This window comes from Pseudomonas sp. GOM7, assembly GCF_026723825.1.
In the GTDB taxonomy this organism is placed as follows: domain Bacteria; phylum Pseudomonadota; class Gammaproteobacteria; order Pseudomonadales; family Pseudomonadaceae; genus Aquipseudomonas.
This window is the reverse complement of sequence record NZ_CP113519.1, coordinates 887,528-912,952: the sequence shown is the minus strand read 5'-3', so window position 1 is coordinate 912,952 and position 25,425 is coordinate 887,528. Positions and strand designations below refer to the sequence as shown.

At 62.2% G+C, this 25,425-nt stretch carries 19 protein-coding genes and 1 pseudogene; 12 read left to right on the top strand and 8 right to left on the bottom strand.

Going from position 1 to position 25,425, the window contains the following annotated elements; genetic code table 11:
* Window positions 1-152 precede the first annotated feature (152 nt).
* Entirely contained in the window at window positions 153-932 is a 780-nt protein-coding gene (locus tag OU800_RS04125; RefSeq protein WP_268181397.1) for a TatD family hydrolase, read from the top strand.
* A 958-nt stretch (window positions 933-1,890) separates the two neighbouring features.
* On the opposite strand, the gene OU800_RS24170 is transcribed toward OU800_RS04125, so the two are convergent.
* The 4 genes from OU800_RS24170 to OU800_RS04105 form a co-directional block, all read right to left on the bottom strand.
* Window positions 1,891-2,595, bottom strand: a complete 705-nt coding sequence (locus OU800_RS24170; protein WP_442964758.1) for a methyl-accepting chemotaxis protein — start codon at window positions 2,593-2,595, stop codon at window positions 1,891-1,893.
* A gap of 1,512 nt (window positions 2,596-4,107) precedes the next feature.
* Window positions 4,108-4,941 carry a regulatory signaling modulator protein AmpE gene (ampE, locus tag OU800_RS04115; protein WP_268181394.1) on the bottom strand — a complete coding sequence of 278 codons (834 nt, stop codon included), beginning with the start codon at window positions 4,939-4,941 and terminating at the stop codon, window positions 4,108-4,110.
* Window positions 4,938-5,504: a 1,6-anhydro-N-acetylmuramyl-L-alanine amidase AmpD gene (gene ampD / locus OU800_RS04110; protein ID WP_268181392.1), complete on the bottom strand. Its 567-nt coding sequence runs from the start codon at window positions 5,502-5,504 to the stop codon at window positions 4,938-4,940. Before ampD ends, ampE begins: the two co-directional genes overlap by 4 nt.
* Before the next feature lie 347 nt (window positions 5,505-5,851).
* Window positions 5,852-8,113 carry a DUF1631 domain-containing protein gene (locus OU800_RS04105; RefSeq protein ID WP_268181390.1) on the bottom strand — a complete coding sequence of 754 codons (2,262 nt, stop codon included), beginning with the start codon at window positions 8,111-8,113 and terminating at the stop codon, window positions 5,852-5,854.
* A 312-nt stretch (window positions 8,114-8,425) separates the two neighbouring features.
* Between OU800_RS04105 and nadC the strand changes: the two genes are divergently transcribed.
* Window positions 8,426-9,274, top strand: coding sequence for a carboxylating nicotinate-nucleotide diphosphorylase (gene nadC / locus OU800_RS04100; protein ID WP_268181388.1), 849 nt, complete (start codon window positions 8,426-8,428; stop codon window positions 9,272-9,274).
* A 319-nt stretch (window positions 9,275-9,593) separates the two neighbouring features.
* Here the strand turns inward: nadC and tfpZ are convergent, their stop codons facing one another.
* Window positions 9,594-10,325, bottom strand: a complete 732-nt coding sequence (gene tfpZ / locus OU800_RS04095) for a TfpX/TfpZ family type IV pilin accessory protein (RefSeq protein WP_268181387.1) — start codon at window positions 10,323-10,325, stop codon at window positions 9,594-9,596.
* Window positions 10,326-10,478: 153 nt separating this feature from the next.
* Window positions 10,479-10,973 carry a pilin gene (locus tag OU800_RS04090; RefSeq protein ID WP_268181386.1) on the bottom strand — a complete coding sequence of 165 codons (495 nt, stop codon included), beginning with the start codon at window positions 10,971-10,973 and terminating at the stop codon, window positions 10,479-10,481.
* A 222-nt stretch (window positions 10,974-11,195) separates the two neighbouring features.
* On the opposite strand from OU800_RS04090, the gene pilB reads away from it, so the two are divergent.
* From pilB to lnt, 4 genes are all read left to right on the top strand, one after another.
* A complete protein-coding gene (pilB, locus tag OU800_RS04085) occupies window positions 11,196-12,899 on the top strand; it encodes a type IV-A pilus assembly ATPase PilB (protein WP_268181385.1) in 1,704 nt (567 codons plus the stop codon).
* A 2-nt stretch (window positions 12,900-12,901) separates the two neighbouring features.
* Complete coding sequence (locus OU800_RS04080; RefSeq protein WP_268181383.1) at window positions 12,902-14,119, top strand: type II secretion system F family protein; 1,218 nt, start codon at window positions 12,902-12,904, stop codon at window positions 14,117-14,119.
* Window positions 14,120-14,989 (top strand): prepilin peptidase, encoded by an 870-nt coding sequence (locus tag OU800_RS04075; RefSeq protein ID WP_268181381.1) that lies wholly within the window; start codon window positions 14,120-14,122, stop codon window positions 14,987-14,989. It begins immediately after the preceding gene.
* Window positions 14,990-15,084: 95 nt separating this feature from the next.
* Window positions 15,085-16,608: an apolipoprotein N-acyltransferase gene (lnt, locus tag OU800_RS04070; protein ID WP_268181379.1), complete on the top strand. Its 1,524-nt coding sequence runs from the start codon at window positions 15,085-15,087 to the stop codon at window positions 16,606-16,608.
* A 78-nt stretch (window positions 16,609-16,686) separates the two neighbouring features.
* Here the strand turns inward: lnt and OU800_RS04065 are convergent, their stop codons facing one another.
* A complete protein-coding gene (locus OU800_RS04065; protein ID WP_268181377.1) occupies window positions 16,687-17,499 on the bottom strand; it encodes a YdcF family protein in 813 nt (270 codons plus the stop codon).
* A gap of 26 nt (window positions 17,500-17,525) precedes the next feature.
* Window positions 17,526-17,945 carry a hypothetical protein gene (locus OU800_RS04060; RefSeq protein WP_268181376.1) on the bottom strand — a complete coding sequence of 140 codons (420 nt, stop codon included), beginning with the start codon at window positions 17,943-17,945 and terminating at the stop codon, window positions 17,526-17,528.
* Window positions 17,946-18,124: 179 nt separating this feature from the next.
* Here OU800_RS04060 and leuS point away from each other — a divergent pair, with 179 nt between their 5' ends.
* The 6 genes and pseudogenes from leuS (at window position 18,125) to lipA (ending at window position 25,313) form a co-directional block, all read left to right on the top strand.
* The gene (gene leuS / locus OU800_RS04055) at window positions 18,125-20,782 is read left to right on the top strand and encodes a leucine--tRNA ligase (protein WP_268181374.1); all 2,658 of its coding nucleotides are present in this window, start codon (window positions 18,125-18,127) and stop codon (window positions 20,780-20,782) included.
* A 55-nt stretch (window positions 20,783-20,837) separates the two neighbouring features.
* Window positions 20,838-21,449, top strand: a complete 612-nt coding sequence (locus tag OU800_RS04050) for an LPS-assembly lipoprotein LptE (RefSeq protein WP_268181373.1) — start codon at window positions 20,838-20,840, stop codon at window positions 21,447-21,449.
* Window positions 21,450-21,489: 40 nt separating this feature from the next.
* Window positions 21,490-22,518: a DNA polymerase III subunit delta gene (holA, locus tag OU800_RS04045; protein WP_268181372.1), complete on the top strand. Its 1,029-nt coding sequence runs from the start codon at window positions 21,490-21,492 to the stop codon at window positions 22,516-22,518.
* A 112-nt stretch (window positions 22,519-22,630) separates the two neighbouring features.
* Window positions 22,631-22,768: pseudogene (gene arfA, locus OU800_RS04040) on the top strand (alternative ribosome rescue factor ArfA); the annotation flags it as partial.
* 90 nt (window positions 22,769-22,858) lie between these two features.
* Window positions 22,859-24,124, top strand: a complete 1,266-nt coding sequence (locus OU800_RS04035) for a lytic murein transglycosylase (protein WP_268181371.1) — start codon at window positions 22,859-22,861, stop codon at window positions 24,122-24,124.
* Between the two features lie 136 nt (window positions 24,125-24,260).
* Window positions 24,261-25,313, top strand: coding sequence for a lipoyl synthase (lipA, locus tag OU800_RS04030; RefSeq protein WP_268181369.1), 1,053 nt, complete (start codon window positions 24,261-24,263; stop codon window positions 25,311-25,313).
* Window positions 25,314-25,425 lie beyond the last annotated feature (112 nt).

The window sequence follows — 25,425 nt, the reverse complement described above, 5'->3', positions numbered from 1 at the left end:
GCAAACACCCAGGCAACGAAACGACGAACGAAGGGCACCCGCTACCTCCTTGGCAGAATCCCTCTGGATACCATTCTAGGACTGAAAAAACTCGCCAACGCTCCCCGGCATTGGCAGTAAGCTGAAAGCTCGCCCATAGGTTCTGCCCGCTCATGCGCCTGATCGACACCCACACCCATCTGGACTTTCCCGAATTCGACGCCGACCGCGCCGATGTGCTCGCCCACTGCCGTGACCAAGGCGTCGAACGCCTGGTGGTGCTCGGCGTATACCAGGGCAACTGGCAGCGCCTGTGGCACCTGGTGGAGGCGAACGAAGGGCTGCATGCCGCCTTCGGCCTGCATCCGGTGTATCTGGAGGATCACCGCCCCGAGCATCTCGAGCAGTTGCGCGACTGGCTGGGCCGGCTGGCCGGGCAGCGCAAGCTGTGCGCCGTTGGCGAATTCGGCCTGGACTATTACCTCGAACACCTCGACCGCACGCGCCAGCAGGCGCTGTTCGAGGCGCAGCTGGAACTGGCCGCCGAGTTCGAGCTGCCGGTGCTGCTGCATGTACGCCGTGCCCATGCCGCGACCATCGCCACCCTGAAACGCTTTCGCCTGCGCCGTGGCGGCATCGTCCACGCCTTCGCCGGCAGCTACGAGGAAGCCCGCGAATACATCAAGCTGGGCTTTCGCCTCGGCCTCGGCGGCGCGGCCACCTGGCCGCAAGCCAAGCGCCTGCGCAAGGTGGTGGCAGAGCTGCCGCTGGAGGCCATCGTGCTGGAAACCGACGCGCCGGACATGGCGCCATCGATGCATGCCCACCAGCGCAACAGCCCGGAGTATCTCCCGGATATCTGCAACGCCCTGGCCCGGCTGCGCGACATGGACGCCGCCGAGCTGGCCGAGGCCAGCAGCCGCAATGCCGAGCAGTTGTTCGGCTGGAAGTGAGGTTCTTCGCGGAATCTCGGGAAAATCAGTATTGGCACTGGGCTGGCAAGTTTGTGTGTTGTTTCGGTGTTCAAGCTGCTTATCGGCGTTTAGTTGATAGCTCCTGTTTCGCCCCCCGGCGACCTTCTTTTGTCAAACGCCACAAAAGAAGGCAAAAAGGCTTGGCCCCGCCATCCGGCCCCGGCTTCGCCGGGGTTCGTTCGCTCCATCGCTGCTCCGAGGGTCGGCTTACAAGGGCCGTCCCTGGCCCTTTAAGCCTCTCGCCGCGTCCCTGCGGCTCGCCCCTCTGCGCAACGATTCCACTCACCCTCCTGAAGGAGCCATTCGCGCGCCTGAACGAACCGGCATTCCAGGGCATGCTCGGCGTGTTCTGGTAACAGTGGAGCCACGACGTGGCCGCTGGGTTAAACCAAAACTTTCATTCGCGCAGTTTCATGCGGTGAACAGCTTGCCGGCTGCAGCCGGCATTCTGGTCAGCCTTAAGGCTGACCTCATGTTCAACTACTCCGTGCTACTTCTGAGTTACCTCGGGTTCAGGCGCGCGCAGAGCCCGCCCAGGAGGGCGAACGGAATCGTCGTGGAAGAGGTTGAGCGACATGGATGTCGCGAAAGCCGCGATGGGCCAGGGATGGCCCACCGCGGCGGGCCTCTGGAGCGGCGATGGAGTGAGCGAACCCTGGCGAAGCCAGGGCCGGATGACCGGGCGGAAGGTTTTGGTTACTTTGCCCGCAAAGTGACTCGCCCGGGAGGGCGAAACCAAAAACGTCAGCAAAAACGCGGCAATTCGGAACAGGCACCAGAAAAACACAAACTTGCCAATCCGCTGTCAACCAAGCATTCCCCCCAAAATGCGAAGAATCGGAAATAAGAGGATTGCATCCGGCTACGCCGCGACCTGTAGGAGCAGATTTATCCGCGAACGAGGCACTGCGCCGCCCGTTCACACCCGCACGGCTGGTTAAACCCGGAACGCACCGATCAGTTGCCGCAAGCGTGACACCAGGCTACTCAGCTCGTGGCTGGCCTGCTCGGTCTGGCTGGCGCCATCGGCGGTACGCTCGCCGACCTGGTTGATGCGCACGATATTCTCATCGATGTCATGGGCCACGGCGGTCTGCTGCTCGGCGGCCGCGGCGATCTGCTGGTTCTGATCGACGATCATACCCACGGCGCCGAGGATGTTCTCCAACGCCTGCTGCACCTTGCCCGACTCGTTGACCGTGCTTTCGGCCTTGTCGTGGCTGGTGCTCATGGCCTTCACCGCCGCCCCTACACCGCTCTGCAGCTTGCCGATCATGCCTTCGATTTCCGCGGTGGACTGCTGCGTGCGCTTGGCCAGGTTGCGCACCTCGTCCGCCACCACGGCGAAACCACGGCCCTGCTCGCCTGCGCGTGCGGCCTCGATGGCGGCATTGAGTGCCAGCAGGTTGGTCTGCTCGGCGATGCTCTTGATCACATCCAGCACCTGGCTGATCGAGGCACTGTCGCTGGCAAGCTGGTTGATCACCTGAACCGCCTGCTCGATCTCATCGGCCAGGCGCTGGATATTGCCCACCTGCGCCTCGACCAGCGCCCGTCCACTCACCGACTCCTGGTTGACGCTCTGCGCACTGCCCACTGCGGCAGCGGCACTGCGCGCCACTTCCTGGGCAGTGGCGGACATCTGGTTCATTGCCGTGGCCACCTGCTCGATCTGCATACGCTGGCTGGCCACCGCCTGGTTGCTCTGCCCGGACACCTGCTCGACGCGGCTGGCCTGGCCCTCCACCTCGCTCACTGTCTGCCCGACCCGCTCGATCAGGTCGTGAACGCGCATCACCGTCTGGTTGAACACCTGGCCCAACTCCCCCAGCTCATCACGGCTCTGCGCCTGGAAGCTGACGGTCATGTCACCGGCCGCTACCTGATCCATCACCCGCCCAAGATTCTTGAGGGTGCTGCGGGTGGAGACGTAGAAGCCGCTGTACAGGTAGACCACCGCCAGGAATACCAGCACCAGAGCCACCACCAGCAGCACCATCTGCGCCCGATTGTCTGCCAGCCGCTCGCTCAACTGACTGTCGAGATACGCCAGCAGGCCATCGTTGAGCGCATAGGTCTTGGCCATTTCCTGGCTGACCTGATCGTAGAACTGGTTCCAGGGGGTATCCAGGCTGTCGGCGATCACCACCTGATCCTCGAACAGCGCCGGCGTGTCCTTGAGCGTTTGCAGACTCGCGGCGGCCATCTCTCCCACCCCATCGAACTCCGCCACCTTGCCGGCCACGGTCTGCTGTAGGTTCAAGCCGTACTCGGCATGCAGTTTTTCCAGTTGCAGCAGGATTTCATCGAACCGAGTGCTGGCTGCCGAGTTGAGAAACCCCTGCCCCAACGAATAGGAACCGGTGGCGCGCCCCTCGCTGAGCACGCTGGTCACCTGCGGCGTGACGTTGGTGAGCAGCTCGCTGATCTGGCGGATCTGCCGATACGGATCCTGGCTCAGCCCGGACTGGCTGGCCACCAGCTGGACCAGTACCTGGGAGGCGTTGAGCAGGCGCTCGGTCATCACGGTCTTGGTTTGCAGCGAGCTTTCGCCAGCGGCACGCTTGAGCTCGTCGAGCAGCTCATCGCGCTTGGCGACGAACTCCGCCGCCTGCTCGGGATCACGGCTCACGGCGACGAGTCCCTCCAGCCGAGCGATGAGGGTCTGCTGCAGCTTGCCGATACGCCCTTCGAGATCCCCTGCCTGACCAGACTGACCAATCATGGCGTTGATCTGCACCAGGTCGTTGAGATCCTGCAATTCACGGCGTACCTGAAGGCTGTTGCTCAGCAGCTCGATACTCTCCAGCGCGCTGCGGGTACCGACGAACTGCTGGTAGGAATCGCGCACCAGATAGAAGTTGGTGACCAGCATGGGCAGGAAGAACAGAACGCTGATCAGGCTGAACTTCATGCCGAAGCTGAGGCGATTCATCAGCGCGATGGCAGGATACAACAGAGTCTTCACTAGACGTCTCCCTCGGCCCTTGGTGTTGTTATTGGTCTCAAGGCGTGGTGATCGCCCCTGGAGCTCACCACACTGCGCCCTGCTACTCGCCTGTTCCTCAAGCCTAGGCAGGCCTGGCTGTTATAACCCTTATCGACCACCTGCTGTGTAACTTAAAGTTAAGAGCATGGCGCAAAGCCACCACCCTCACACCAACAGCACCCACAGTGCATAGCCGGCATACCAGACCACCGCGGCGCGAATCAGCAACTGCCAGAGCTCGTCTAGCGTCGCCACGCCTCGTTCGCCCAGCATGGGGGCCGACACCTCACCTGCGGCACGCCCGGCCTTGCTGACCAGTTGCGCAGCGGAAATATCCCAGCTCAGCAGCTCATGCAGCAGCGCACGACTGACCGCCACGAAGTTGCCCACCAGGGCGAAGCTGGAGGCCAGCACCCGTACCGGTAACCAGTCGAAGGCATGACGCAACTGCCCGGCGCGCTCACGCAAGGTCGGCAACTCGGCCTGCTCAGCTACCAACGCGAGCAGGCGGTAGGCAAGCGCGGCCAGTGGCCCGAGCAGCAGGTACCAGAAGATCACCGCAAAGAAACTCTGATAGGAATGCCACAGCAGATAGCCCTGTACCTGCTCCAGCAACGCCGGGCCTTCCTCGGGCTGCAAGCCCAGATCCCGCTCGACGGCATGGTAGGCCGCCTGGCCGTCCTCACGCCGCCAGGCATCGCGGAACGGCCCCAGCGCCGCCTGCACGTCGCCCCGGCCCAGGCTGTAGATCAGCACCAGCAGGTGCACCGCAAGCGCCAGCAGGCCATAGAGCACGGGCTGAATCAGCCACAACAACAGGCCCAGGGCCAGCACCGGTAGCAGCACCAACAGGCCGAGCAGCAGCCAGGGCGATTGCCGCCAGTCACTGCGTTCCATGGCGTGCAGGCGCGCCAGCCAAGCCCCGTCCTGCTGGATACGCTGGCGCATTGCCGAGAACTTCTCGACCCAAAGCACCAGCACGATCACCAGAAAACTCATGGTTGCACTCCTTTACCACTGCAGAGGTCGGCGCGAAAACGCGCCCAATCGAATGCCGGCCCCGGATCGCTCTTGCGCTCAGGGGCGATGTCGCAATGCCCGGCAATGCGGGTGACGTCCAACTCGGGATAGGCCGCCAGCAACTGCCGGGTCAGCTCGCTCAGGCAAGCATACTGCGCATCGGTGTATGGCAGTTCGTCGGTACCCTCGAGCTCCACGCCCAGCGAAAAATCGTTGCAGTTCTCCCGCCCGGCGAAGCAGGAAACGCCGGCATGCCAGGCGCGATCGAGGCAGGAAACGAACTGGGTCAGCGCGCCATCGCGCTCGATGAAGAAATGCGCGGAGACGCGCAGGCTGGCTATTTCCGCGAAGAAGGGATGCTCGTGCAGCGGCAGACGATTCTGGAAGAACTCCATCACCTTGCCGGTACCGAACTGCCCCGGCGGCAGGCTGATGTTGTGCACCACCAGCAAGGAAATCTCCCCCTGCGGGCGCGCATTGAAATTGGGTGAGGGGCAATGACGAATCCCCCGGAACCAGCCGGTTGCGGCGTCTAGCTGCATAAAGTGCTCCTGAGCGAGCCAACACTCTAGCAGGCCGTTGAAAAACTACCTACGTTGCCATTGCTGCGTTAAAAGCAGGCTCACAGTCAAAGACTGAACGCGCTTTAGCGCGGCCCCAGAGGGGTGAGCGAAGCGAATCAAATGCTCATTTACAGCTTGTAAAGTCGGTCGCGACCCCGGCCGTTTTTCGCCTGCTTTTGCGGGGCCGCCATCGGTATTGCACTGGCTGCCTCGCCTACGTTTTTCAACGGCCTATAAGCAGCAATGCGGGGTAAAGGAAGCGGCGTTGGCAACGGGGGCAGCCAACCGAGGTCGCCAGGGGCAAGCAGGCCCCTGGCACGAGGCGATCAAGCGTTCTTCAAGCGCCGCAGATTGCCGATCACCGACTCCAGCGCCCGGTCGAACAGCAGGGCATCGTCCAGCAGACGGATGCTGTTGCGGCGGAACTCCACGGCCAGGCCGATACGGGTCTTTTCCAGCACCTTCATGCCGGTGCGATTGACGAACACGTACTTGCCAATCGGCTTGATGATGGCCGCGAGCTTGCAGCGCAGCTTGTGCTCATCGTCTTCCTGGAACTCGACCCAACTGCCGACGCGCAAGCTGTCGACCTGGCGGAACGCCTCGTCATCCTCCGGCAGCACCGGCTCGGGCTCTTCCAGACGGGCCTGCCCCGGCGCCAGCAGGACGATCTCCTCGACCACCTCGACCATGGCCGGTGTCTCGGCAGCGGGTTCGCCACCCTGCACGGGAGTGTCCGCCGCCTGTTCGGCCACGGCAGCGTCCTGCTCCTCCACCGTCGCCCGCTTGAAGCGCTGGAAAGCCTGCACGTGCAGCACTTCCAACTGACTGAAGAATTCGCTGGTGGAGAAAGGGTCGAAGGCCGCGCTGCTCATGCCCTCACGCAACGATTTGAGCAGGCTGGGCACCAACTCCAGCAGACGCTGGCGATCCTCAGCATCCTCGTGAGGCTCGACGCTCCACACCAGATCATCCATGGTCTGCAAGGCAGCCTGCCACTGCGCTGAAGCCGTACCGTGCTTGAGGCAGGTGAGCATCAGCACCTTGCTCCAGGCCTCCTGCAGCAGGCGCACCACCACCTCCGGCAGCACCTTGCCCAACAGCCGCTCGTTCAGAGCCTGCTCCACCTCGCGGCGGGCCAGCTCGGCCTTGGCGCTGCCTTCCTCAGCATCACGAGTGCGCTGTTCGAGCAGCTCGCTGCGGCGCCGCTCATCGCCGGTAAAGGCCATGAAGTCCGCCAGCAGCTCGGAAAAGATCGCCGGATCGTCGACGAAATCGTTGAGCAGACGCTGCACCACCTGTTCGATACGCTGATAGAGGCTGTCGCGCTGCACATCGTCCTGATCGACCCAACCCATGGCTGCCGAAGCGATCTCGTTGAGCAGGCGCCGCGCCGGGTGGCTGCCCCGGCTGAAGAAGGTCTTGTCCAGCACCGCCACCTTGAGCATGGGAATCTGCAGGCGCGCGATCAGCGCCTTGAGCGAGTCCGGTAGGGTACGGTCATCGAGGATGAACTCGAAGAGCATGGACACCAGATTGATCACATCCTCGTCGACTTCACCGACCACACGGGTCTTGCCACTCTTGGCGCTGGCCCGCGCCAGCAGTTGTTCGAGCTGAGGGCGCAGGTCGAAGTCGTCGGGCTCGGCCTGGGCTGGCGCGCGCTGCTGCAGGTGCGAAAGCAGGCGCATCAGGTCATTGCTGGAAATCGGCAGCGCATTGCTCGCTGGCGCGCGCGGAGTCATGGCCGTGCCACGCACCTCGGCGAGCAACTCCTGCAGCGCGCCGAAAACCTCCTGCACGCCGTCATCGCGGCTCACCGCGCCACCTTCTTCGCTCGCATGCGTCCGGCTCGCCCCCGCTGCCGGACGGTTCGGCCGGCGCGGCGGTGCCGACTGCAGTTCCGGCAACACACCCGCACCGACCAGCACCTGATTGGCCTCGGCATACAGGGTGTCGCAACTGCCGAGCACGTACTTCTCGAACAGCTTGAGGATGATCAGCTTGACCTTGATCTCCACGCCCAGGCCACCGCAGGCATCGAGAAAACATTCGCAAAGCACGGTCGGCCCCAGCGGATTGCTCTTGTCATCGAGCTTGCGGCTGACCAGCGCATTGAGACGCGTGGTGAGATGACCGAGGGCCATGGCATCGTGGCTCATGACCCGAGAAATCATGGCATCGGTGGCCACGGTTTCTTCCAGGTCATCGTTCTGCACCAGGCTCAGGCTGTCGAACGACACCGTATCCAGCGCCGGCTGCGGCTTGCCGATCTCGTACTGGTTGAGATTGACGAAGGCTTCGAAGATCTTCTGCAGGAACACCCGCTCGATGCTCTTGCGTTTGAGGCGTAGGTCGCGCATGGCCTCGAAGAAGGCATTCTGCTCGGAATTGCTGGTCGCCCGATCCGCCATCTCGAAGAGGGTATCGTCGGCGTTGTCGAACAGGCTCTGCAGATTCTGCTTGAGCTGTTGCGCGGCTTTGTCACGCACCTGGATCAGCGCCACGGGCAGTCTTCCTACCGGCGAAGTTGGCGATTGCGCAGCGGCGGCCTTGTTCAACGGCACCACGTTCGCGTCGGTCTTCATTCTAGTCTCCTGCAGACTGCCCGTTCGGGCCTCTGGTCTGCACAGCAGCAACCGCGCCTTATTCGTAACGTCAACGATATGGCGTCAAAATAAACGGAATGAATGCATTATAGGGAGCCTGTGCGACATACCAAGCTCATTTTTGCCACTTCCATGATGCGCTTCACAGATCGCCTCTTTCGCGATGCCACATGGCCTGCATGCGGCGCTGGGGCTGCGATGCAGTCGAATCCCTTGTCTGCATGGACAACGGAGCATTGCCCCAGGTTCGGCCGCCTTTATAATCGCCGCTCGCCCAACCCGGAGCCGACCATGCCCAATCTGACCCTCGCCGACCTCGGCAGCGAAATCGAAGCCAATGTCCGCCGCGCCCTGGCCGAAGACATCGGTAGCGGTGACATCACCGCGCAATTGATTCCCGCCGAACGCCTGGCCAGCGCCCGCGTCATCACCCGCGAAGCGGCGGTGATCTGCGGCACTGCCTGGGTCGACGCCGTGTTCCGCCAGCTCGACCCGCGCGTAGCGGTGCACTGGCAGGTGCAGGACGGCGACCGGGTCAACCCCGAGCAGACCCTGTTCAGCCTCGAAGGCCCGGCGCGCGCCCTGCTCAGCGGCGAGCGTAGCGCCCTGAACTTCCTGCAGACCCTGTCGGCCGTGGCCACCCGCTGCCGCCACTACGCCGACCTGGTCGACGGCACTCAAGTGAAACTGCTGGACACCCGCAAGACCCTGCCCGGCCTGCGCCTGGCGCAAAAATACGCCGTCACCTGTGGTGGCTGCCACAACCACCGCATAGGCCTGTACGACGCCTTCCTGATCAAGGAAAACCACATCGCCGCCTGCGGCGGCATCGCCCAGGCCATAGGCAGCGCCCAGCAGATCGCTCCCGGCAAGCCGGTGGAAGTGGAAGTGGAAAGCCTGGAAGAACTGCGCGAGGCCCTGGAAGCCGGCGCCGATATCATCATGCTCGACGAACTGTCATTGGACGATATGCGCGAAGCCGTACGCCTGAACGCAGGCCGCGCCAAGCTGGAAGCCTCGGGCGGTATCAATGACAGCACCTTGCGCACCATCGCCGAGACGGGTGTGGACTATATCTCGCTGGGGACGTTGACCAAGGATGTGCAGGCGGTGGATTTGTCGATGCGGTTGGCGTTGTGACCGGCAGGCCGGAGCAGCATAAGTTCGGACGAACCCGGAGTGCCGCAATACTTGCGTGAAAACCAAGGCCAGAATGGATAAACCGAGGTTGTCGGTGCGAACATTCAACTTCACCCACACTCATCATATAGTCGTCATTTGAGATCGAGCGCTACCTGTGAAAGCGATGCCCACCACCAAGAGCTAGCCTCCTCCTAGTTTTCAGCAGGGTCCGACAGACAAAATCTGAGAGCTATTCTACTTGCCTGGCAAACTTGCCAAACCACATCGGCAAACCAACCAGCTCCAGTAGTTTCCTATTCCAGAGTGACGGCCGCGGCTACAGCCACGGCCGCAAGTCCACCACCGCAACGACCTCGGCGGTCTCCTTACGCAATAACACCACCATCGGTGTACCCGCCATCAAGGGCAGCCAGGCGTCAGCTTCAGGCCATTGACTGATAGCCGACTGTATCTCGTCCGCCGAGTTGAACCTCTGCAACTCAGACAAAGGGTACAAACGTTCTTTTATCCGTTTACTGCTATCGGCCAGCGACAGGTAAAGCTCAGGGCGCTGTGGCACGTCACTACCACCCTGCACTGACTCGAATATCAACTCATTGCGCGCGGCGCTATCGTCTGGCGGCGTAGCTGCCACCCAGCGCGGGCCAAGCCAGGAGGGCTGACGGAACTCGGGGGCTGCCTGATCCAGCTTACGCGCATCGATATCCAACACTCGCACCAGATCGAAACGATCAGTATTGAACACCAGCCAGGCGGGCCGCCCTTCAGCGACAGTCCACAACCCGTAGCTAAGAGCCGACAATTGCAGCACAGCGATCACACTCAGATCGAACACCAGTGTTTTTTTACGCTCCTTGAACACCAACAAGGTCAATAACGGCCCAAGAATCACATCGACCAACAATAACAATAAGAAAACATGGGTCACACCTACAGCCGCATGTAACGGATTCGGGTACCAGAGTTTAAACACAACAAAGAGCGCCAACAGAGCAATAACGCCGGACAAGCCGAGATGTAGAGAGAATGCTTTTAGACGTAACCCCATAGACTTTCCAAAAAAGAAAATAGCCCCAGAAAATGAAGATCAAGGAGCTCTAATATTATTGCTCCTAGTTTTCACAACGAAAAAACAATGCCCCGCACAGCGGGGCATTGTTTAGAACTAGCACACAGCGTAGGGCTGAGTGTTTATCTATGCTTAACGGCAGCTAGCCGGCAAGTACTTAGTCTCAATGCCGTTAGTGGCAGCAGCAGCGCACTGCCAAGCGAGAATGGGGGTAAGAGAAGCGCGGTTATAGCCAGCTGCAGCCATGGCAGTTGTGCCGTTAGCATCGCTGAACGGACGCAACTCCAGGTTCACATTGGTACCCAACTGGGAAATATTACGCGCTGCGACCTGAATGATACCAGTGGCAGTCGTTTGAATGGTAGCCACATATTGAGAAACTGGGCCAGTAGCATTCTCTCCGCAGCCAAAGCTATTAGCAGCCGCTGGGGTTGCAGCAAAGCCAGTCTGAGAAGCCTCAGTAATGGTAGTACGGCACTGAGAAGCAGCCAGAACTACTTCAGACACCTTAGCACGAGCGGTGTAATCCTGATAAGCCGGCAGAGCAACGGCGGCCAGGATACCGATAATTGCAACCACGATCATCAATTCGATGAGGGTAAAACCTTTTTGCATTTGAGCTTTCATTCGTTCTCTCCTAGAAATGGATAGGCCCAGAGCCTGTCCTGAAAAATGCAGACCTCGTGCCAACCTTTCAGAACACGCCAAATGGCGCCGTTCCGCAAGCACAACAAAGGCAACAGCATCCTCAACCGGCACTAACTGCCATTTTTTGTCACTCCCACTTTCGCGGTTTGGCAGCCACCCTGCAACTGGGCTATAAGGCAGAGATTCTGTGTGGAGCCCGTGATGAACGACAGCATTTCCCTTTCCGGCCTGGCCAGGCAGTTGGCGCAAACCGGGTTGATGGACGAAAAGGCCGCCCAGCAAGCGCAACAGCAAGCCCAGCGCAACAAGCTGTCGCTGGTGACCTATCTGGTGCAGAACAGGCTGGTCAAGAGCCGGGCCCTGGCCGAGCTGGCCTCGGAGCAGTTCGGCGTATCCTTCTTCGACCTCAACGCCATCGACAAGGAAAGTCAGCCACGTGACCTGGTCAGCGAAAAGCTGGTACGCCAGCATCGAGTGCTGCCGTTGTGGCGGCGGGGCAATAAGTTGTTCGTCGGGCTTTCCGACCCCACCAACCACCAGGCCGTCACCGACATCCAGTTCAGTACAGGCCTCAACACCGAAGCCATTCTGGTCGAGGATGACAAGCTCGGCGATGCCATCGACAAGTTCTTCGAGTCATCCAATAGCGGCATGGAGGATCTGGCCGATGTAGATCTGGATGGCCTGGATGTGGAGGCGGTCAATGATGACAAGCCGGTAGGTGAAACTGGCGCCGATGCCGACGACGCGCCAGTGGTGCGCTTCGTCAACAAGATGCTGCTGGATGCCATCAAGGGAGGCTCTTCCGACCTGCACTTCGAGCCCTACGAAAAGACCTACCGCGTGCGCTTTCGTACCGACGGTATCCTGCATGAAGTAGCCCGCCCACCCATCCAGTTGGCGCCACGCATTTCCGCGCGCCTCAAGGTGATGGCCGCACTGGATATTTCCGAGCGGCGCAAGCCGCAGGATGGCCGGATCAAGATGCGCGTATCAAAGAACAAGGCCATCGACTTTCGCGTCAACACACTGCCCACCCTGTGGGGCGAGAAGATCGTTATGCGGATTCTCGACCCCACCAGCGCACAGATGGGTATCGATGCCCTCGGCTACGAAGAAGAGCAGAAAGAGCTCTATATGAATGCCCTCAAGCAACCCCAGGGCATGATCCTGGTCACCGGCCCCACCGGCTCGGGCAAGACGGTGTCGCTCTATACCGGCCTGAATATTCTCAATACGCCGGACGTGAACATTTCCACCGCCGAAGACCCGGTGGAAATCAACCTCGAAGGTATCAACCAGGTCAACGTCAATCCCAAGCAGGGTATGGACTTCACCCAGGCGCTACGCGCCTTCCTGCGTCAGGATCCGGACATCATCATGGTGGGTGAGATCCGCGATCTGGATACCGCCTCCATCGCCGTCAAGGCCGCGCAGACCGGGCACATGGTAATGTCCACCCTGCATACCAACAGCGCCGCGGAAACCCTCACGCGCCTGCGCAACATGGGTGTGCCCTCCTTCAATATCGCCACCTCGGTGAACCTGATCATCGCCCAGCGCCTGGCGCGCAAGCTGTGCAACCACTGTAAGAAGGAAGTGGACGTACCGCGCGAAGCGCTGCTGGCTGAAGGCTTCCCCGAGGACAAGATCGGCACCTTCAAGATCTACGGCCCGGTTGGCTGCGAAAATTGCAAGGGCGGTTACAAGGGTCGTGTCGGTATTTATGAAGTGGTTAAAAACACGCCCAACCTGCAGCGCATTATCATGGAAGAAGGCAACTCCATCGATATCGCCACACAGATGCGTAAAGACGGCTTCAATGATCTGCGCACCTCCGCTTTGCTCAAGGCCATGCAAGGGGTTACCAGCCTTGAGGAAGTCAACCGCGTAACCAAGGATTAACCATGGCGGCAAAAGCTCTGAAAACCAGCGTATTCACCTGGGAAGGCAAGAACAAAAGCGGCGCGGTCGTCAAAGGCGAGATCAACGGGCAGAACCCGTCCCTGGTCAAGGCGCAACTGCGCAAGCAGGGCATCAACCCAACCAAGGTGCGCAAGAAATCGAGCATTTCCTTCGGCGGTGGCAAGAAGATCAAGCCCATGGACATCGCCCTGTTCACCCGGCAGATGGCGACCATGATGAAGGCCGGCGTGCCCTTGCTGCAGTCCTTCGACATCATTGCCGAAGGTTTCGAGAACCCAAATATGCGCAAGCTGGTGGACGAGGTGAAGCAGGAAGTCGCCGCCGGTAACAGCTTCGCCGCCTCGCTGCGTAAGAAGCCACAGTATTTCGACGAGCTGTACTGCAACCTGGTGGAGTCCGGTGAACAAGCCGGCGCACTGGAAAACCTGCTGGACCGTATCGCCACCTACAAGGAAAAGACCGAAGCACTCAAGGCCAAGATCAAGAAGGCGATGAACTACCCCATTGCCGTGGTGGTGGTGGCGATCATCGTCTCCGCCATCCTGCTGATCAAGGTAGTGCCTCAGTTCGAGTCGGTCTTCGCCAACTTCGGCGCCGAGTTGCCCGCCTTCACCTTGATGGTAATCGGGATATCCCAGTTCCTGCAGGAATGGTGGTTCATCTTCCTGATCGGGATTTTCGCGGCGGCCTTTGCCTTCAAGGAAGCAATGAAACGCTCGCAGAAATTCCGTGACTCGGTGGATCGCACCGTACTCAAGCTCCCCATCATCGGCGACATTCTCTACAAGTCGGCCGTAGCACGCTTCGCCCGCACCCTCTCCACCACCTTCGCCGCCGGCGTGCCACTGGTGGATGCGCTGGATTCCGTCTCCGGCGCCACCGGCAACGTGGTGTTCAAGACCGCGACCAACAAGATCAAGGCAGACGTGTCCACCGGCATGCAACTCAACTTCTCGATGAAGACCACCGGCACCTTCCCCTCCATGGCCGTGCAGATGACCGCTATCGGCGAGGAGTCCGGCTCGCTAGACGAGATGCTCGACAAGGTCGCCTCCTTCTATGAAGAGGAAGTGGACAATATGGTCGATGGCCTCACCAGTCTGATGGAGCCGATCATCATGGCCGTGCTCGGGGTACTGGTTGGCGGCTTGATCATTGCCATGTACCTGCCGATATTCCAACTGGGCTCCGTGGTTTAAATGCTGGTGCTTGATTTTCTGGCCAGCCACACGCTGGCCTTCGCTTGCTGCGCCCTGCTGCTGGGCCTGTTGATCGGCAGCTTTCTCAATGTGGTGGTCTACCGCCTGCCGCTGATGTTGCAGCGAGATTGGCGGGAGCAGGCACGCGAGATACTGGAGCTGCCTGCCGAACCCAGGCAGGCCACCTTCAATCTGATCCTGCCCAATTCGAGCTGCCCGTACTGCGGTCATGAAATTCGCCCTTGGGAGAACGTTCCGCTGCTCAGCTATCTGGCGCTGCGCGGTAAGTGCTCCAACTGCAAGGCGGCCATTAGCAAGCGTTACCCCATTGTGGAGCTGGCCTGCGGCCTGCTTTCGGCTTATATCGCCTGGCATTTCGGTTTCACCTGGCAGGCGGGTGCCATGCTGCTATTGAGCTGGGGCCTGCTGGCGATGAGCCTTATCGACGCCGACCACCAGATCCTGCCGGACGTGCTGGTACTGCCTCTGCTCTGGCTCGGCCTGATGGTCAACCACTTCGGCCTGTTCACCAGCCTGGAAGACGCCCTGTGGGGCGCCATTGCCGGTTATCTGAGCCTGTGGTCGGTGTACTGGTTGTTCAAGCTGATCACCGGTAAGGAGGGCATGGGTCACGGCGACTTCAAGCTGCTGGCCATGATCGGCGCCTGGGGTGGCTGGCAGGTGCTGCCGCTGACCATCCTGCTGTCGTCCCTGGTCGGTGCGGTTCTGGGGGTGATCCTTCTGCGCCTGCGTGGCAGCGACACCAGCACGCCCATCCCCTTCGGCCCCTACCTGGCCATCGCCGGCTGGATCGCCCTGCTCTGGGGTGATGCCATCACCTCCAGCTATCTGCACTTCGCCGGGTTCTGAGTGTGCAGCGCAGGTTGTCTGCGCTGCATGAAGGCTTTCCCCGCGCCCCGATCCGCTCTACCCTTGCGCCACCTCAGACTCCCCAGGATGCTTCCATGCCGCAATGGATAACCCGCCCGGGCTGGCCCGGTCATCTGCTCGCCATGCTCGGCGGTGCGCTCACCACGCTGGCGTTGGCACCCTTCGATATCTGGCCGCTGGCCGTCATCTCCATTGCCCTGCTGTATTACGGCCTGCGCGAGTTGCGCCCCGGCCAGGCGGCGCTGCGTAGCTGGAGCTATGGCTTCGGCCTGTTCGCCTCAGGCACTAGCTGGGTATATGTCAGCATCCACGACTACGGCTCGGCCTCGCCGGCCCTGGCCGGCTTTCTGACCCTGGGTTTCGTCGCCGGCCTGGGGCTGTTCTTCGCCCTGTTCGGGGCCGTCTGGGCACGCTGGATCCGCCGCCGCGAGGCGCCACTGGCCGATGCCCTGGCCTTCGCGGCCTTGTGGGTGGCGCAGGAAGTGTTCCGTGGCTGGTTCCTCACCGGTTTTCCCTGGCTCTACGCCGGCTATAGCCAACTCAGCGGCCCGCTGGCAGGGCTGGCACCGCTGGGCGGGGTCTGGCTGTTGTCGTTCGCGCTGGCGCTCTCGGCCGCGCTGATCGTCAACCTCAATGCCTTGCGCCCACGCCGAGCCTTCTATGCCTGCGCCCTGGTATTGCTGGTGGCACCCTGGGGTGCCGGCCTCGCCCTGCAGGATCATTCCTGGACGATGCCCAAGGGCGAACCGCTGAAGGTCGCCGCGATCCAGGGCAACGTCGAGCAAAACCTCAAGTGGGATCCAGCGCAACTGAGCGCACAACTGGCGCTGTACCGCGACCTCAGCTTCAGCGCCAAGCCCGTGGATATCCTGGTCTGGCCGGAAACCGCCATCCCCGTGCTCAAGGACCAGGCGCAGGGCTATATCGGCGTGATGGATCGCTTCGCCCGCGACCGCGACAGCGCCCTGATCACCGGCGTGCCCGTGCGTCAGCCCAATGCACGCGGCGAGATGCGCTATTACAACGCGATCACCAGTTTCGGCGCAGGCCAAGGCACCTACCTCAAGCAGAAGCTGGTGCCCTTCGGCGAGTACGTGCCGCTACAGGAAGTGCTGCGTGGCCTGATCGCCTTCTTCGACCTGCCGATGTCCGACTTCGCCCGCGGCCCGGCCGATCAGCCACCGCTGCTGGCCAAGGGGCAGCGCATCGCGCCCTATATCTGCTACGAGGTGGTCTACCCTGCGTTCGCCGCCCAAATGGCGGCCCAGAGCGATATCCTCCTGACCGTGAGCAACGACGCCTGGTTCGGCACCTCCATCGGCCCCCTGCAACACCTGCAGATGGCGCAGATGCGCGCCCTGGAGGCTGGCCGCTGGATGATCCGCGCCACCAACAATGGCATCACCGTGCTGATCGATCCCTATGGTCGAGTGCAAAAGCGGCTGCCGCAGTTCGAGCAGGCCGTACTCTATGGCGAGGTGCAGTCCATGCAGGGGCTGACGCCCTACCTGCAGTGGCGCAACTGGCCGCTGGCACTGCTTTGCGCGCTCCTGCTGGGCTGGGCGCTGCTGGCCAGCCGCATGGCCAAAGCGCTATAGGGGCGGCTGCAAGCTGCAAGCGTAGCCCGGATGCAATCCGGGGAGTCGTCACGCCATGGCTCCCGGATTGCATCCGGGCTACTCGCTTTTACTTGCCGCTTGAAGCTTGATGCTTGTAGCTGCTTCTCGCCCATAGACGATGGGATACGCCAGCAAGCCGATCGCCTCGTTGAGCAGCATGCCGCTTTGCCAGATCACGCGCGACTCCGGCAGCCAGCCGCCCAGCGGGCGCTCATAGCTGGTGCTGAAATAGCCCATCGGCGCGGTGATCACCTCAAAGCCAGCCTGCTCGAAACTCCAGCGCGCCCGCGGCATGTGCCAGGCCTGGGTGACCAGCACCACGCGGCGTACGCCCTGGGCCTGCAGCAGTTCGGCACTGAGCACGGCATTCTCCCAAGTGGTACGACTTTGCTCTTCCAGCCAGCGAATCTCCAGCCCATAGTCGCGGCGCATGGCATCGGCCATCAGCGCAGCCTCGCTCGGCGGCTGACCGTAATGCAGGCCGCCGGTAGCAGCCAACGGCAGGCCCGATGCTCGCGCCAGGCGCGCCGCATAGCGCAGGCGCTCCAGCGCCATCAGGCCGGGTTGATCGGTACGCCCCCAGCCCGGATCGTTCTGCTCACGCCCGGCACCCAATATCACGATGGCATCGGCGCGCTGCGCGAGGCTCGGCCACTGCGACTCGGCCAGCGCCGGCTCGCGCTCGAGCAGGCTGGCGCTCCATTGCATCACTGCAGGCAGACTCATCAACCACAGCCCACCCAAGCCCAGCACGAACGCACTAGTAGCCAGGCGAGGAAAACGCTTGCGCGCCCACCAGCCCAGCAGGATCAGCAGCAGAAGCACGCCTGGCGGCATGAGCAGTTGTTTGAGCATGTAGCGAATCGGCATGGGCATCCCTCTTGGATGCCCACAGCCTAGCGGGGTTTGCCGCTGCGGAACAGTTGCGAGCCACAGGCCTGACAGGCCATCACACCTCGGTGACGCTGCCAACTCACGCAGGTACCACATAGAGCGCAGTACAGCGGATGGCGACGAATCATCAACCTGGGCTTGGCCTTGCCATGAACCGGTTTGCTACCGCGCCTGGGCTGATGCTGCAGCAGCGCCAGCTCCTCGGCTGCCGCCTGCCAGCCACGCAACCAGCTCATGTCGCGGTTGAGGTAGGCCTGTACCAGTTCCATCTCGGCGCTGCTGAGCCCCTTGAGCTCGAGCTCATCACGGGTCTCGGCACGCAGCGTACTGGCCGTTTCGGCTTCGTCGAGTGCCAGGGCCAGCCGTTGCAGCAAGCGCTCGTACAGATCACCGCCTCGTTCTCTCGTTCGCGCTTCGCCCATGCGGCACCTCGACAAGCCCCAAGGCATGGGGCTCTTTGCACCAAGCTTAGCGAAGCTCGGCAACCCGGCCGCGCGCCGCGACAAACGGCGCCCAGGTGCAATCTGGGTTTCCCTCGATAGACGGCGCTCATGTATGCTACGACGTTTTCCGCAAGCCCCATTCCTTCAGCGCCAGAGCCATGCACGAACAGTACTCGCCCCGTGAAATAGAAGCCGCCGCGCAGTCCCACTGGGACGCGCAGAACTCCTTCGTCGTCAGCGAACAGCCCGGCAAGGACACCTTCTACTGCCTGTCGATGTTCCCCTACCCCAGCGGCAAGCTACACATGGGGCACGTGCGCAACTACACCATCGGCGACGTGATCGCGCGCTATCAGCGCATGCAGGGCAAGAACGTGCTGCAGCCAATGGGCTGGGACGCCTTCGGCATGCCGGCGGAAAACGCCGCGATGAAGAACCAGGTGGCACCGGCCAAGTGGACTTACGAGAACATCGCCTACATGAAGTCCCAGCTCAAATCGCTGGGTCTGGCCGTCGACTGGACGCGCGAAGTCACCACCTGCAAGCCGGACTACTACCGCTGGGAACAATGGCTTTTCACCCGCCTGTTCGAGAAGGGCGTGATCTACCGCAAGAACGGCACCGTCAACTGGGATCCGGTGGATCAGACCGTACTGGCCAACGAGCAGGTCATCGACGGCCGTGGCTGGCGTTCGGGCGCGCTGATCGAGAAGCGCGAAATCCCGATGTACTACTTCAAGATCACCGCCTATGCCGAAGAGCTGCTGAGCAGCCTGAATGAACTGGATGGCTGGCCCGAGCAGGTCAAGACCATGCAGCGCAACTGGATCGGCAAGAGCTTCGGTGCCGACATCGTGTTCGACTACGACGTCGCCAGCATCGGCATCGACGGCCAGCTCAAGGTCTACTCGACCCGCCCCGACACCCTGATGGGCGCCACCTACGTCGCCGTGGCCGCCGAACACCCACTGGCCCAGCGTGCCGCCGAGAGCAACCCGGCCATCGCCGCCTTTATCGCCGAGTGCAAGGCCGGCTCCGTGGCCGAGGCCGACATGGCCACCATGGAGAAGAAGGGCCTGGCCACCGGCCAGTTCGTCATCCACCCGCTGACCGGCGACAAGCTGCCGGTATTCGTCGCCAACTACGTACTGTGGGGCTACGGCGAAGGCGCGGTGATGGCCGTGCCGGCACATGACGAGCGCGACTTCGAGTTCGCCATCAAGTACGACCTGCCGATCAAGCCTGTTTACAAGAAAGTCTTTATCAAGGATCAACCTCGTGGAGAGCGAAATCCTGAAGACCAAGAAGAGCATGTCGATACCACTCAATGGCAGGAGTGGTATGGATGGAAAGAGCATCTCGTAACTATCAACAGCGGCAAATACAACGATCTGTACTTTGATGCCGCCTTCGACGCCATCGTCGGCGACCTGGAAGCCAGCGAACATGGCTCGCGCAAGACCCAGTTCCGCCTGCGCGACTGGGGCATCAGCCGCCAGCGCTACTGGGGCTGCCCCATCCCGATCATCCACTGCGAAGCCTGCGGTGACGTGCCGGTGCCGGAAGACCAGTTGCCGGTGGTGCTGCCCGAAGACGTGGTGCCGGACGGCGCCGGCTCGCCGCTGGCGAAGATGCCCGAGTTCTACGAGTGCACCTGCCCGAAATGCGGCGCACCGGCCAAGCGCGAAACCGACACCATGGACACCTTCGTAGAGTCGTCCTGGTACTTCGCCCGCTACGCCAGCCCGAATTACGACAAAGGCATGGTCGACCCGGCTGCGGCCAACCACTGGCTGCCGGTAGATCAGTACATCGGCGGCATCGAGCACGCCATCCTGCACCTGCTGTACGCGCGCTTCTTCCACAAGCTGATGCGTGACGAAGGTCTGGTCAGCTCCAATGAGCCGTTCAAGAACCTGCTGACCCAGGGCATGGTGGTGGCCGAGACCTACTACCGTACCCTGGAAAACGGCGGCAAGGACTGGTTCAACCCGGCCGACGTGGAAGTCGAGCGTGACGCCAAGGCCAAGGTCATCGGCGCCAAGCTCAAGAGCGACGGACTGCCGGTGGAAATCGGCGGCACCGAGAAGATGTCCAAGTCGAAGAACAACGGCGTCGACCCGCAGGCCATGATCGACCAGTACGGCGCCGACACCTGCCGCCTGTTCATGATGTTCGCCTCGCCGCCCGACCAGAGCTGCGAATGGTCGGATGCCGGTGTCGAGGGTGCCAACCGCTTCCTGCGCCGCGTCTGGCGTCTGGCCCACGGCCACGTCAGCGCCGGTCTGCCGGGCAAACTGGATGTCGCCAGCCTGAACGACGAACAGAAGGCCGTGCGCCGCGCCATTCACCTGGCCATCAAGCAGGCCAGCAACGATATCGGCCAGCACCACAAGTTCAACACCGCCGTCGCCCAGGTGATGACCCTGATGAACGTTCTGGAAAAGGCCGCCACCGCGACCGAACAGGATCGTGCCCTGGTGCACGAAGGTCTGGAGATCGTCACCCTGCTGCTGGCGCCAATCACGCCGCATATCAGCCACGAGCTGTGGCAGCGTCTGGGCCATGCCGATGCGGTGATCGACGCGCAGTGGCCGCAAGTGGACGAATCCGCCCTGGTGCAGGACAGCCTGACCCTGGTGGTGCAGGTCAACGGCAAGCTGCGCGGACAGATCGAAGTGCCGGCAGCGGCCTCCCGCGAGGAAGTCGAGGCTGCCGCCCGCGCCAACGAGAACGTCCTGCGCTTCACCGAGGGCCTGAGCATTCGCAAGGTCATCGTGGTGCCAGGCAAGCTGGTCAACATAGTCGCCAACTGATGTAAGCTCGGCGCCACCGTCGCGTGGCGCCGCGATCCGCCAAGGGGATTTGATAATGATGAAACGGAATCTGCTGGTCATCGGCCTGGCCGTACTGCTCAGCGCCTGTGGTTTTCAACTGCGCGGCACGGGCAGCACCCAGTTTGCCCTGACCGAGCTGAACGTCAGTGCACGCAATGCCTATGGCGACACCGTCAAGCAGGTGCGCGAAGCCCTGCAGAACAACGACGTCAAGGTCTATGCCGGCGCGCCTTACAAGTTGGTGATCAGCCGTGAGTCGGAAAATCGCCGCGCGGCCAGCTACACCAGTAATGGCCGTAATGCCGAGTACGAGCTGACCATGAAGATCGAGTACGAGATCCATGGTGCCAAGGATCTGCTGCTGACCAGCAACGAAATCGAAGTGCAGAACTACTACCTGCAGGACAGCAACAACCTCATTGGTTCCGATGAAGAGGCCGCGCAATTGCGTCGCGAACTGCGCCGCGAGATGATCCAGCAACTGGTGCAGCGCCTGAGCCTGGTCACCCCCGAGCAACTCGACCAGTTGCAGCAGACCGCCGAAGCCCGCGCCAAGGCCGAAGCCGAAGCCGCAGAGGCGGCGCGCCAGGCACGCGAGGCGCAGACTGCGCCACAGCAATCGCCCATCGAACTGCCGCGTCAGTGACGCCATCGGGCCGCCTCCAGCGGCCCGCCTTTGCCCGCTCATGAAACTTTCTCCCGCCCAACTCGGCAAGCACCTGCAAGGCGTGCTGGCCCCGGTCTATGTCATCAGCGGTGACGAACCGCTGCTGTGCCAGGAAGCCGCCGATGCCGTGCGCAACGCCTGCCGTCAGCAAGGCTTCGGCGAACGCCAGGTATTCAATGCCGAGGCCAATTTCGACTGGGGCAACCTGCTGCAGGCCGGCGCCAGCCTCTCGCTGTTCGCCGAGAAACGCCTGCTGGAGTTGCGCTTGCCGTCCGGCAAGCCGGGCGACAAGGGCGCGGCTGCCCTGCTCGAATACCTGGCCCGGCCACCGGAGGACACCGTCCTGCTGCTCAGCCTGCCCAAGCTCGACGGCAGCACGCAGAAATCCAAATGGGCCAAGGCGCTGATCGACGGCCAGGTAAGCCAGTTCATCCAGATCTGGCCGATCGACGCCCATCAACTGCAGCAATGGATTCGCCAGCGCCTGGCCCAGGCCGGCCTCAGCGCCAGCGCCGATGCGGTGGATATGATCGCTGCACGGGTGGAAGGCAACCTGCTGGCGGCCGCCCAGGAAGTGGAGAAGCTCAAGCTGCTGGCCGAAGGCAACCAGGTGGATGCGGAAACCGTCCAGGCCGCCGTGGCCGACAGTGCCCGCTTCGATGTCTTCGGCCTGATCGATGCAGCCCTCAACGGCGAAGCGGCACACGCTCTGCGCATGCTCGAAGGCCTGCGTGGCGAAGGCGTGGAAACCCCGGTGATCCTCTGGGCCCTGGCCCGCGAGCTGCGCCTGCTGGCCGGCCTGGCCCACCAGCACGCCCAGGGCATCCCTCTGGAGAAAGCCTTCGCCAGTGCCCGCCCGCCAGTGTGGGACAAACGCCGCCCCTTGCTCTCCAAGGCCCTGCACCGTCACAGCAGCAAACGCTGGGGGCAGTTGCTGCAGCAGGCGCAGCAGGTCGATGCACAGATCAAGGGCCAGGCCCCAGGTGACCCCTGGAGCAATCTGGCGCTGCTGACCCTGCAGCTATCCGGACAACGCCTGCGTCTGTAATGGCTGCTGGCCTGCTTTCCCCCCCGCCCAGACCACAATCTGGACACTTTCCGTACAGCGGCGCATAGTCCGCGCGCCTGCCTCTCTGCAGACGAGTCGAAGAGGAAACGCCATGAGCAAGAAAACCGGTAAACGGCCGAACAAGGCCAAATCCATCATCGCCCAGCCACTGTTTCGCTCCCGCCAGGAACGGCCACAGAAAGGCAAAGGTAGCTACCGCCGCGAAGCCTCCCGTAACTGGGAGGCTTCTTGCTTTATAGGGTGGCTCAGCGCGCTGATAGCCCAGAAAACCTGCCGAGCATGCTAAGGTAAACGCCTGCTTAAAAGCCTCGAGATAGACATGCTACTCCAGCTTCCTCGCCGCCCCCTGGTTCTGCTCCCTCTGTTGCTGCTGGCTGCCTGCGCCAAAGCCCCGGCGCAAAACCTGCCTACGACACCATCGCTCATCACGCCTGCGCCACTGCTCAACGTGCCCCAGCCTGCACTTGACTTCGCCGAGTGGCGTCAGAATCTGCGTAGCGAAGCCGTGGCCGCCGGTATCGATGGCGCCCTGTTCGATCGCGTGTTCGCAGGCGTCACGCCAGACCCGGCAGTGATAAAGGCCGACAGCAGCCAGCCGGAATTCACCCGGCCGATCTGGGAATACCTCGACGGTGCCGTATCGGCCAGCCGCGTCGGTCGCGGCCGGGTGCTGCTGGCTCAGCACAATGTCGTGCTGCGCAATATCGAGCAGCGCTATGGCGTCGAGGCACCGATCCTGGTGGCCATCTGGGGCCTGGAAAGCAACTTCGGCAACAACATCGGCAGCAACAGCGTGATCCGTTCGCTCGCCACCCTGGCCTATGAAGGGCGCCGGCAGGCTTTCTGGCGCAACCAGTTGCTGGCCGCCCTGCAGATCCTGCAGAACGGCGACATCAGCAGCGAGCGCATGGTCGGCTCCTGGGCCGGCGCCATGGGCCAGACCCAGTTCATGCCCACCACCTACAACGAGCATGCGGTGGACTTCGACGGCGACGGCAAGCGCGACCTGTGGAACTCTTCCACCGATGCCCTGGCCTCGGCCGCCCATTACCTGCAATCCTCCGGCTGGAAACCTGGCCAACCCTGGGGCTTCGAGGTGCGGCTGCCCAAGCAGTTCGACTACTTCCATGCCGACCCCGAGCAGCGCCGCACCCTGGCCGAATGGCAGGCCCTCGGGGTGTACCCGGCCATCAGTTCCAAGGGCGCCGCTGTCGACAGCCGCGCCACGCTGGTATTGCCGGCCGGCCATCGCGGCCCGGCCTTCCTGCTGCTGGATAACTTCCGCAGCATCCTGCGTTACAACAACTCCACCTCTTACGCCTTGGCCATCGGCCTGCTTTCCGACAACCTGCTCAACCCCACCGAGGTTCAGGCAAGCTGGCCGCGCGACGAACGCCAACTCGGCCGTAGCGAGCGCATCGAGCTACAGCAATTGCTGGCAGCCAGTGGCTTCGACCCAGGCCCGGCCGACGGCATCATCGGAGCCAATACGCGCAAGGCCATCCGTATGCTGCAACTGCAGTTGAACGAGCCCGCCGACGGTTACCCCAGCCCGGAGCTGCTCGAAACACTGCGCAAGCGCTGAGAGCGTGCTACCCACCTCCTTGGATGCCTTACGGGCCGACGAGAGCCTGCAACGCCGGCTCCTGCCGCTGTGGTAAACTGCCCGGCGGCCACAAGCCGACTGCCCCACGGAGCCTCTACCGGAGCCCAGATTTCCGATGTCCGACACCTCCTCGTCCAAACCCGTCGCCAGCGGCGAAAAATTCCGCACCGCCCAAGGCATCACCGCGATCAAGGACGGTCAGAAGCGCCGCGCCTCAGCCGAGCCCCAGGTCTTCGAGCCCAAGCCCAAGTGGCTGCGGGTCAAGGCGCCGGGCGGCAGCCGTTTCGAGGCGGTCAAGCGCAACGTCGGCGAGCATCGTCTGAGCACCGTCTGCCAGGAATCGCATTGCCCGAACATGGGTGAATGCTGGTCCAACGGCACCGCCACCATCATGCTCATGGGTTCGGTCTGCACCCGCGCCTGCCGCTTCTGCGCCGTGGACACCGGCAACCCCAATGGCTGGCTGGATCTGGAAGAGCCGCAGAACACCGCCAAGTCGGTGGAGTTGATGGCCCTGCGTTACATCGTGCTGACCTCAGTGGATCGCGATGACCTCGACGACGGCGGCGCCGGGCATTACGCAGCCTGCGTCCGCGCCATCAAGGCAAACACCCCGCAGGTGGTGGTCGAGGCCCTGACCCCGGACTTCGATGGCGACCATCAGGCCATCGAGCGCGTGGTGGATTCCGGCCTGGAGGTGTTCGCGCAGAACGTCGAGACGGTCAAGCGCCTGACCCACGTGGTGCGTGACCCGCGTGCCGGCTACGAGAAGACCCTCAAGGTGCTCGAGCACGCCAAGAAGCATCGCCCAGACGTGCTGACCAAGACCAGCCTGATGCTCGGCCTGGGCGAGACCGACGAGGAAATCCTGGAAACCATGGATGATCTGCGTGCCATCGGCGTGGACATCCTCACCCTCGGCCAGTATCTGCAACCCACGCGCAACCACCTGCCGGTCAAACGCTGGGTCAGCCCGGAAGAATTCAACCGTTTCCGTGATATAGGCCTGGAAAAAGGCTTCATGGAAGTGGCTGCCGGCCCGCTGGTACGTTCCAGCTACCGTGCCGATCGGGTGTTCGAGAAGAACAACCTGGGCCTCGCCGCCCCCGTGCCGGTGCCAGGCCAGCAGGTCGACAGCAGCCTGATCCCGGCGTTGAATCTGAACTGAGCCGGATCTGCCACACAAACAAAAGGGACGCCGATGCGTCCCTTTTGCGTTGCAGTCAATGCCTCATAGGTGCGCACAGCGCACCCTACGGTTCGAGCGAGTCGCTGTACGT

Excerpts from the sequence above, each read along its gene's own strand:
- lipA (WP_268181369.1), top strand. The coding sequence starts at position 24,261 with ATGTCCGACACCTCCTCGTCCAAACCCGTCGCCAGCGGCGAAAAATTC.
- ampD (WP_268181392.1), bottom strand. The coding sequence starts at position 5,504 with ATGCAGCTAGACGCCGCAACCGGCTGGTTCCGGGGGATTCGTCATTGC.
- OU800_RS04050 (WP_268181373.1), top strand. The coding sequence starts at position 20,838 with ATGATGAAACGGAATCTGCTGGTCATCGGCCTGGCCGTACTGCTCAGC.
- OU800_RS04065 (WP_268181377.1), bottom strand. The coding sequence starts at position 17,499 with ATGCCGATTCGCTACATGCTCAAACAACTGCTCATGCCGCCAGGCGTG.
- leuS (WP_268181374.1), top strand. The coding sequence starts at position 18,125 with ATGCACGAACAGTACTCGCCCCGTGAAATAGAAGCCGCCGCGCAGTCC.
- ampE (WP_268181394.1), bottom strand. The coding sequence starts at position 4,941 with ATGAGTTTTCTGGTGATCGTGCTGGTGCTTTGGGTCGAGAAGTTCTCG.
- pilB (WP_268181385.1), top strand. The coding sequence starts at position 11,196 with ATGAACGACAGCATTTCCCTTTCCGGCCTGGCCAGGCAGTTGGCGCAA.
- holA (WP_268181372.1), top strand. The coding sequence starts at position 21,490 with ATGAAACTTTCTCCCGCCCAACTCGGCAAGCACCTGCAAGGCGTGCTG.
- OU800_RS04075 (WP_268181381.1), top strand. The coding sequence starts at position 14,120 with ATGCTGGTGCTTGATTTTCTGGCCAGCCACACGCTGGCCTTCGCTTGC.
- OU800_RS04035 (WP_268181371.1), top strand. The coding sequence starts at position 22,859 with ATGCTACTCCAGCTTCCTCGCCGCCCCCTGGTTCTGCTCCCTCTGTTG.
- OU800_RS04060 (WP_268181376.1), bottom strand. The coding sequence starts at position 17,945 with ATGGGCGAAGCGCGAACGAGAGAACGAGGCGGTGATCTGTACGAGCGC.
- OU800_RS04105 (WP_268181390.1), bottom strand. The coding sequence starts at position 8,113 with ATGAAGACCGACGCGAACGTGGTGCCGTTGAACAAGGCCGCCGCTGCG.
- lnt (WP_268181379.1), top strand. The coding sequence starts at position 15,085 with ATGCCGCAATGGATAACCCGCCCGGGCTGGCCCGGTCATCTGCTCGCC.
- OU800_RS04080 (WP_268181383.1), top strand. The coding sequence starts at position 12,902 with ATGGCGGCAAAAGCTCTGAAAACCAGCGTATTCACCTGGGAAGGCAAG.
- nadC (WP_268181388.1), top strand. The coding sequence starts at position 8,426 with ATGCCCAATCTGACCCTCGCCGACCTCGGCAGCGAAATCGAAGCCAAT.
- OU800_RS04090 (WP_268181386.1), bottom strand. The coding sequence starts at position 10,973 with ATGAAAGCTCAAATGCAAAAAGGTTTTACCCTCATCGAATTGATGATC.
- OU800_RS04125 (WP_268181397.1), top strand. The coding sequence starts at position 153 with ATGCGCCTGATCGACACCCACACCCATCTGGACTTTCCCGAATTCGAC.
- OU800_RS24170 (WP_442964758.1), bottom strand. The coding sequence starts at position 2,595 with ATGTCCGCCACTGCCCAGGAAGTGGCGCGCAGTGCCGCTGCCGCAGTG.
- tfpZ (WP_268181387.1), bottom strand. The coding sequence starts at position 10,325 with ATGGGGTTACGTCTAAAAGCATTCTCTCTACATCTCGGCTTGTCCGGC.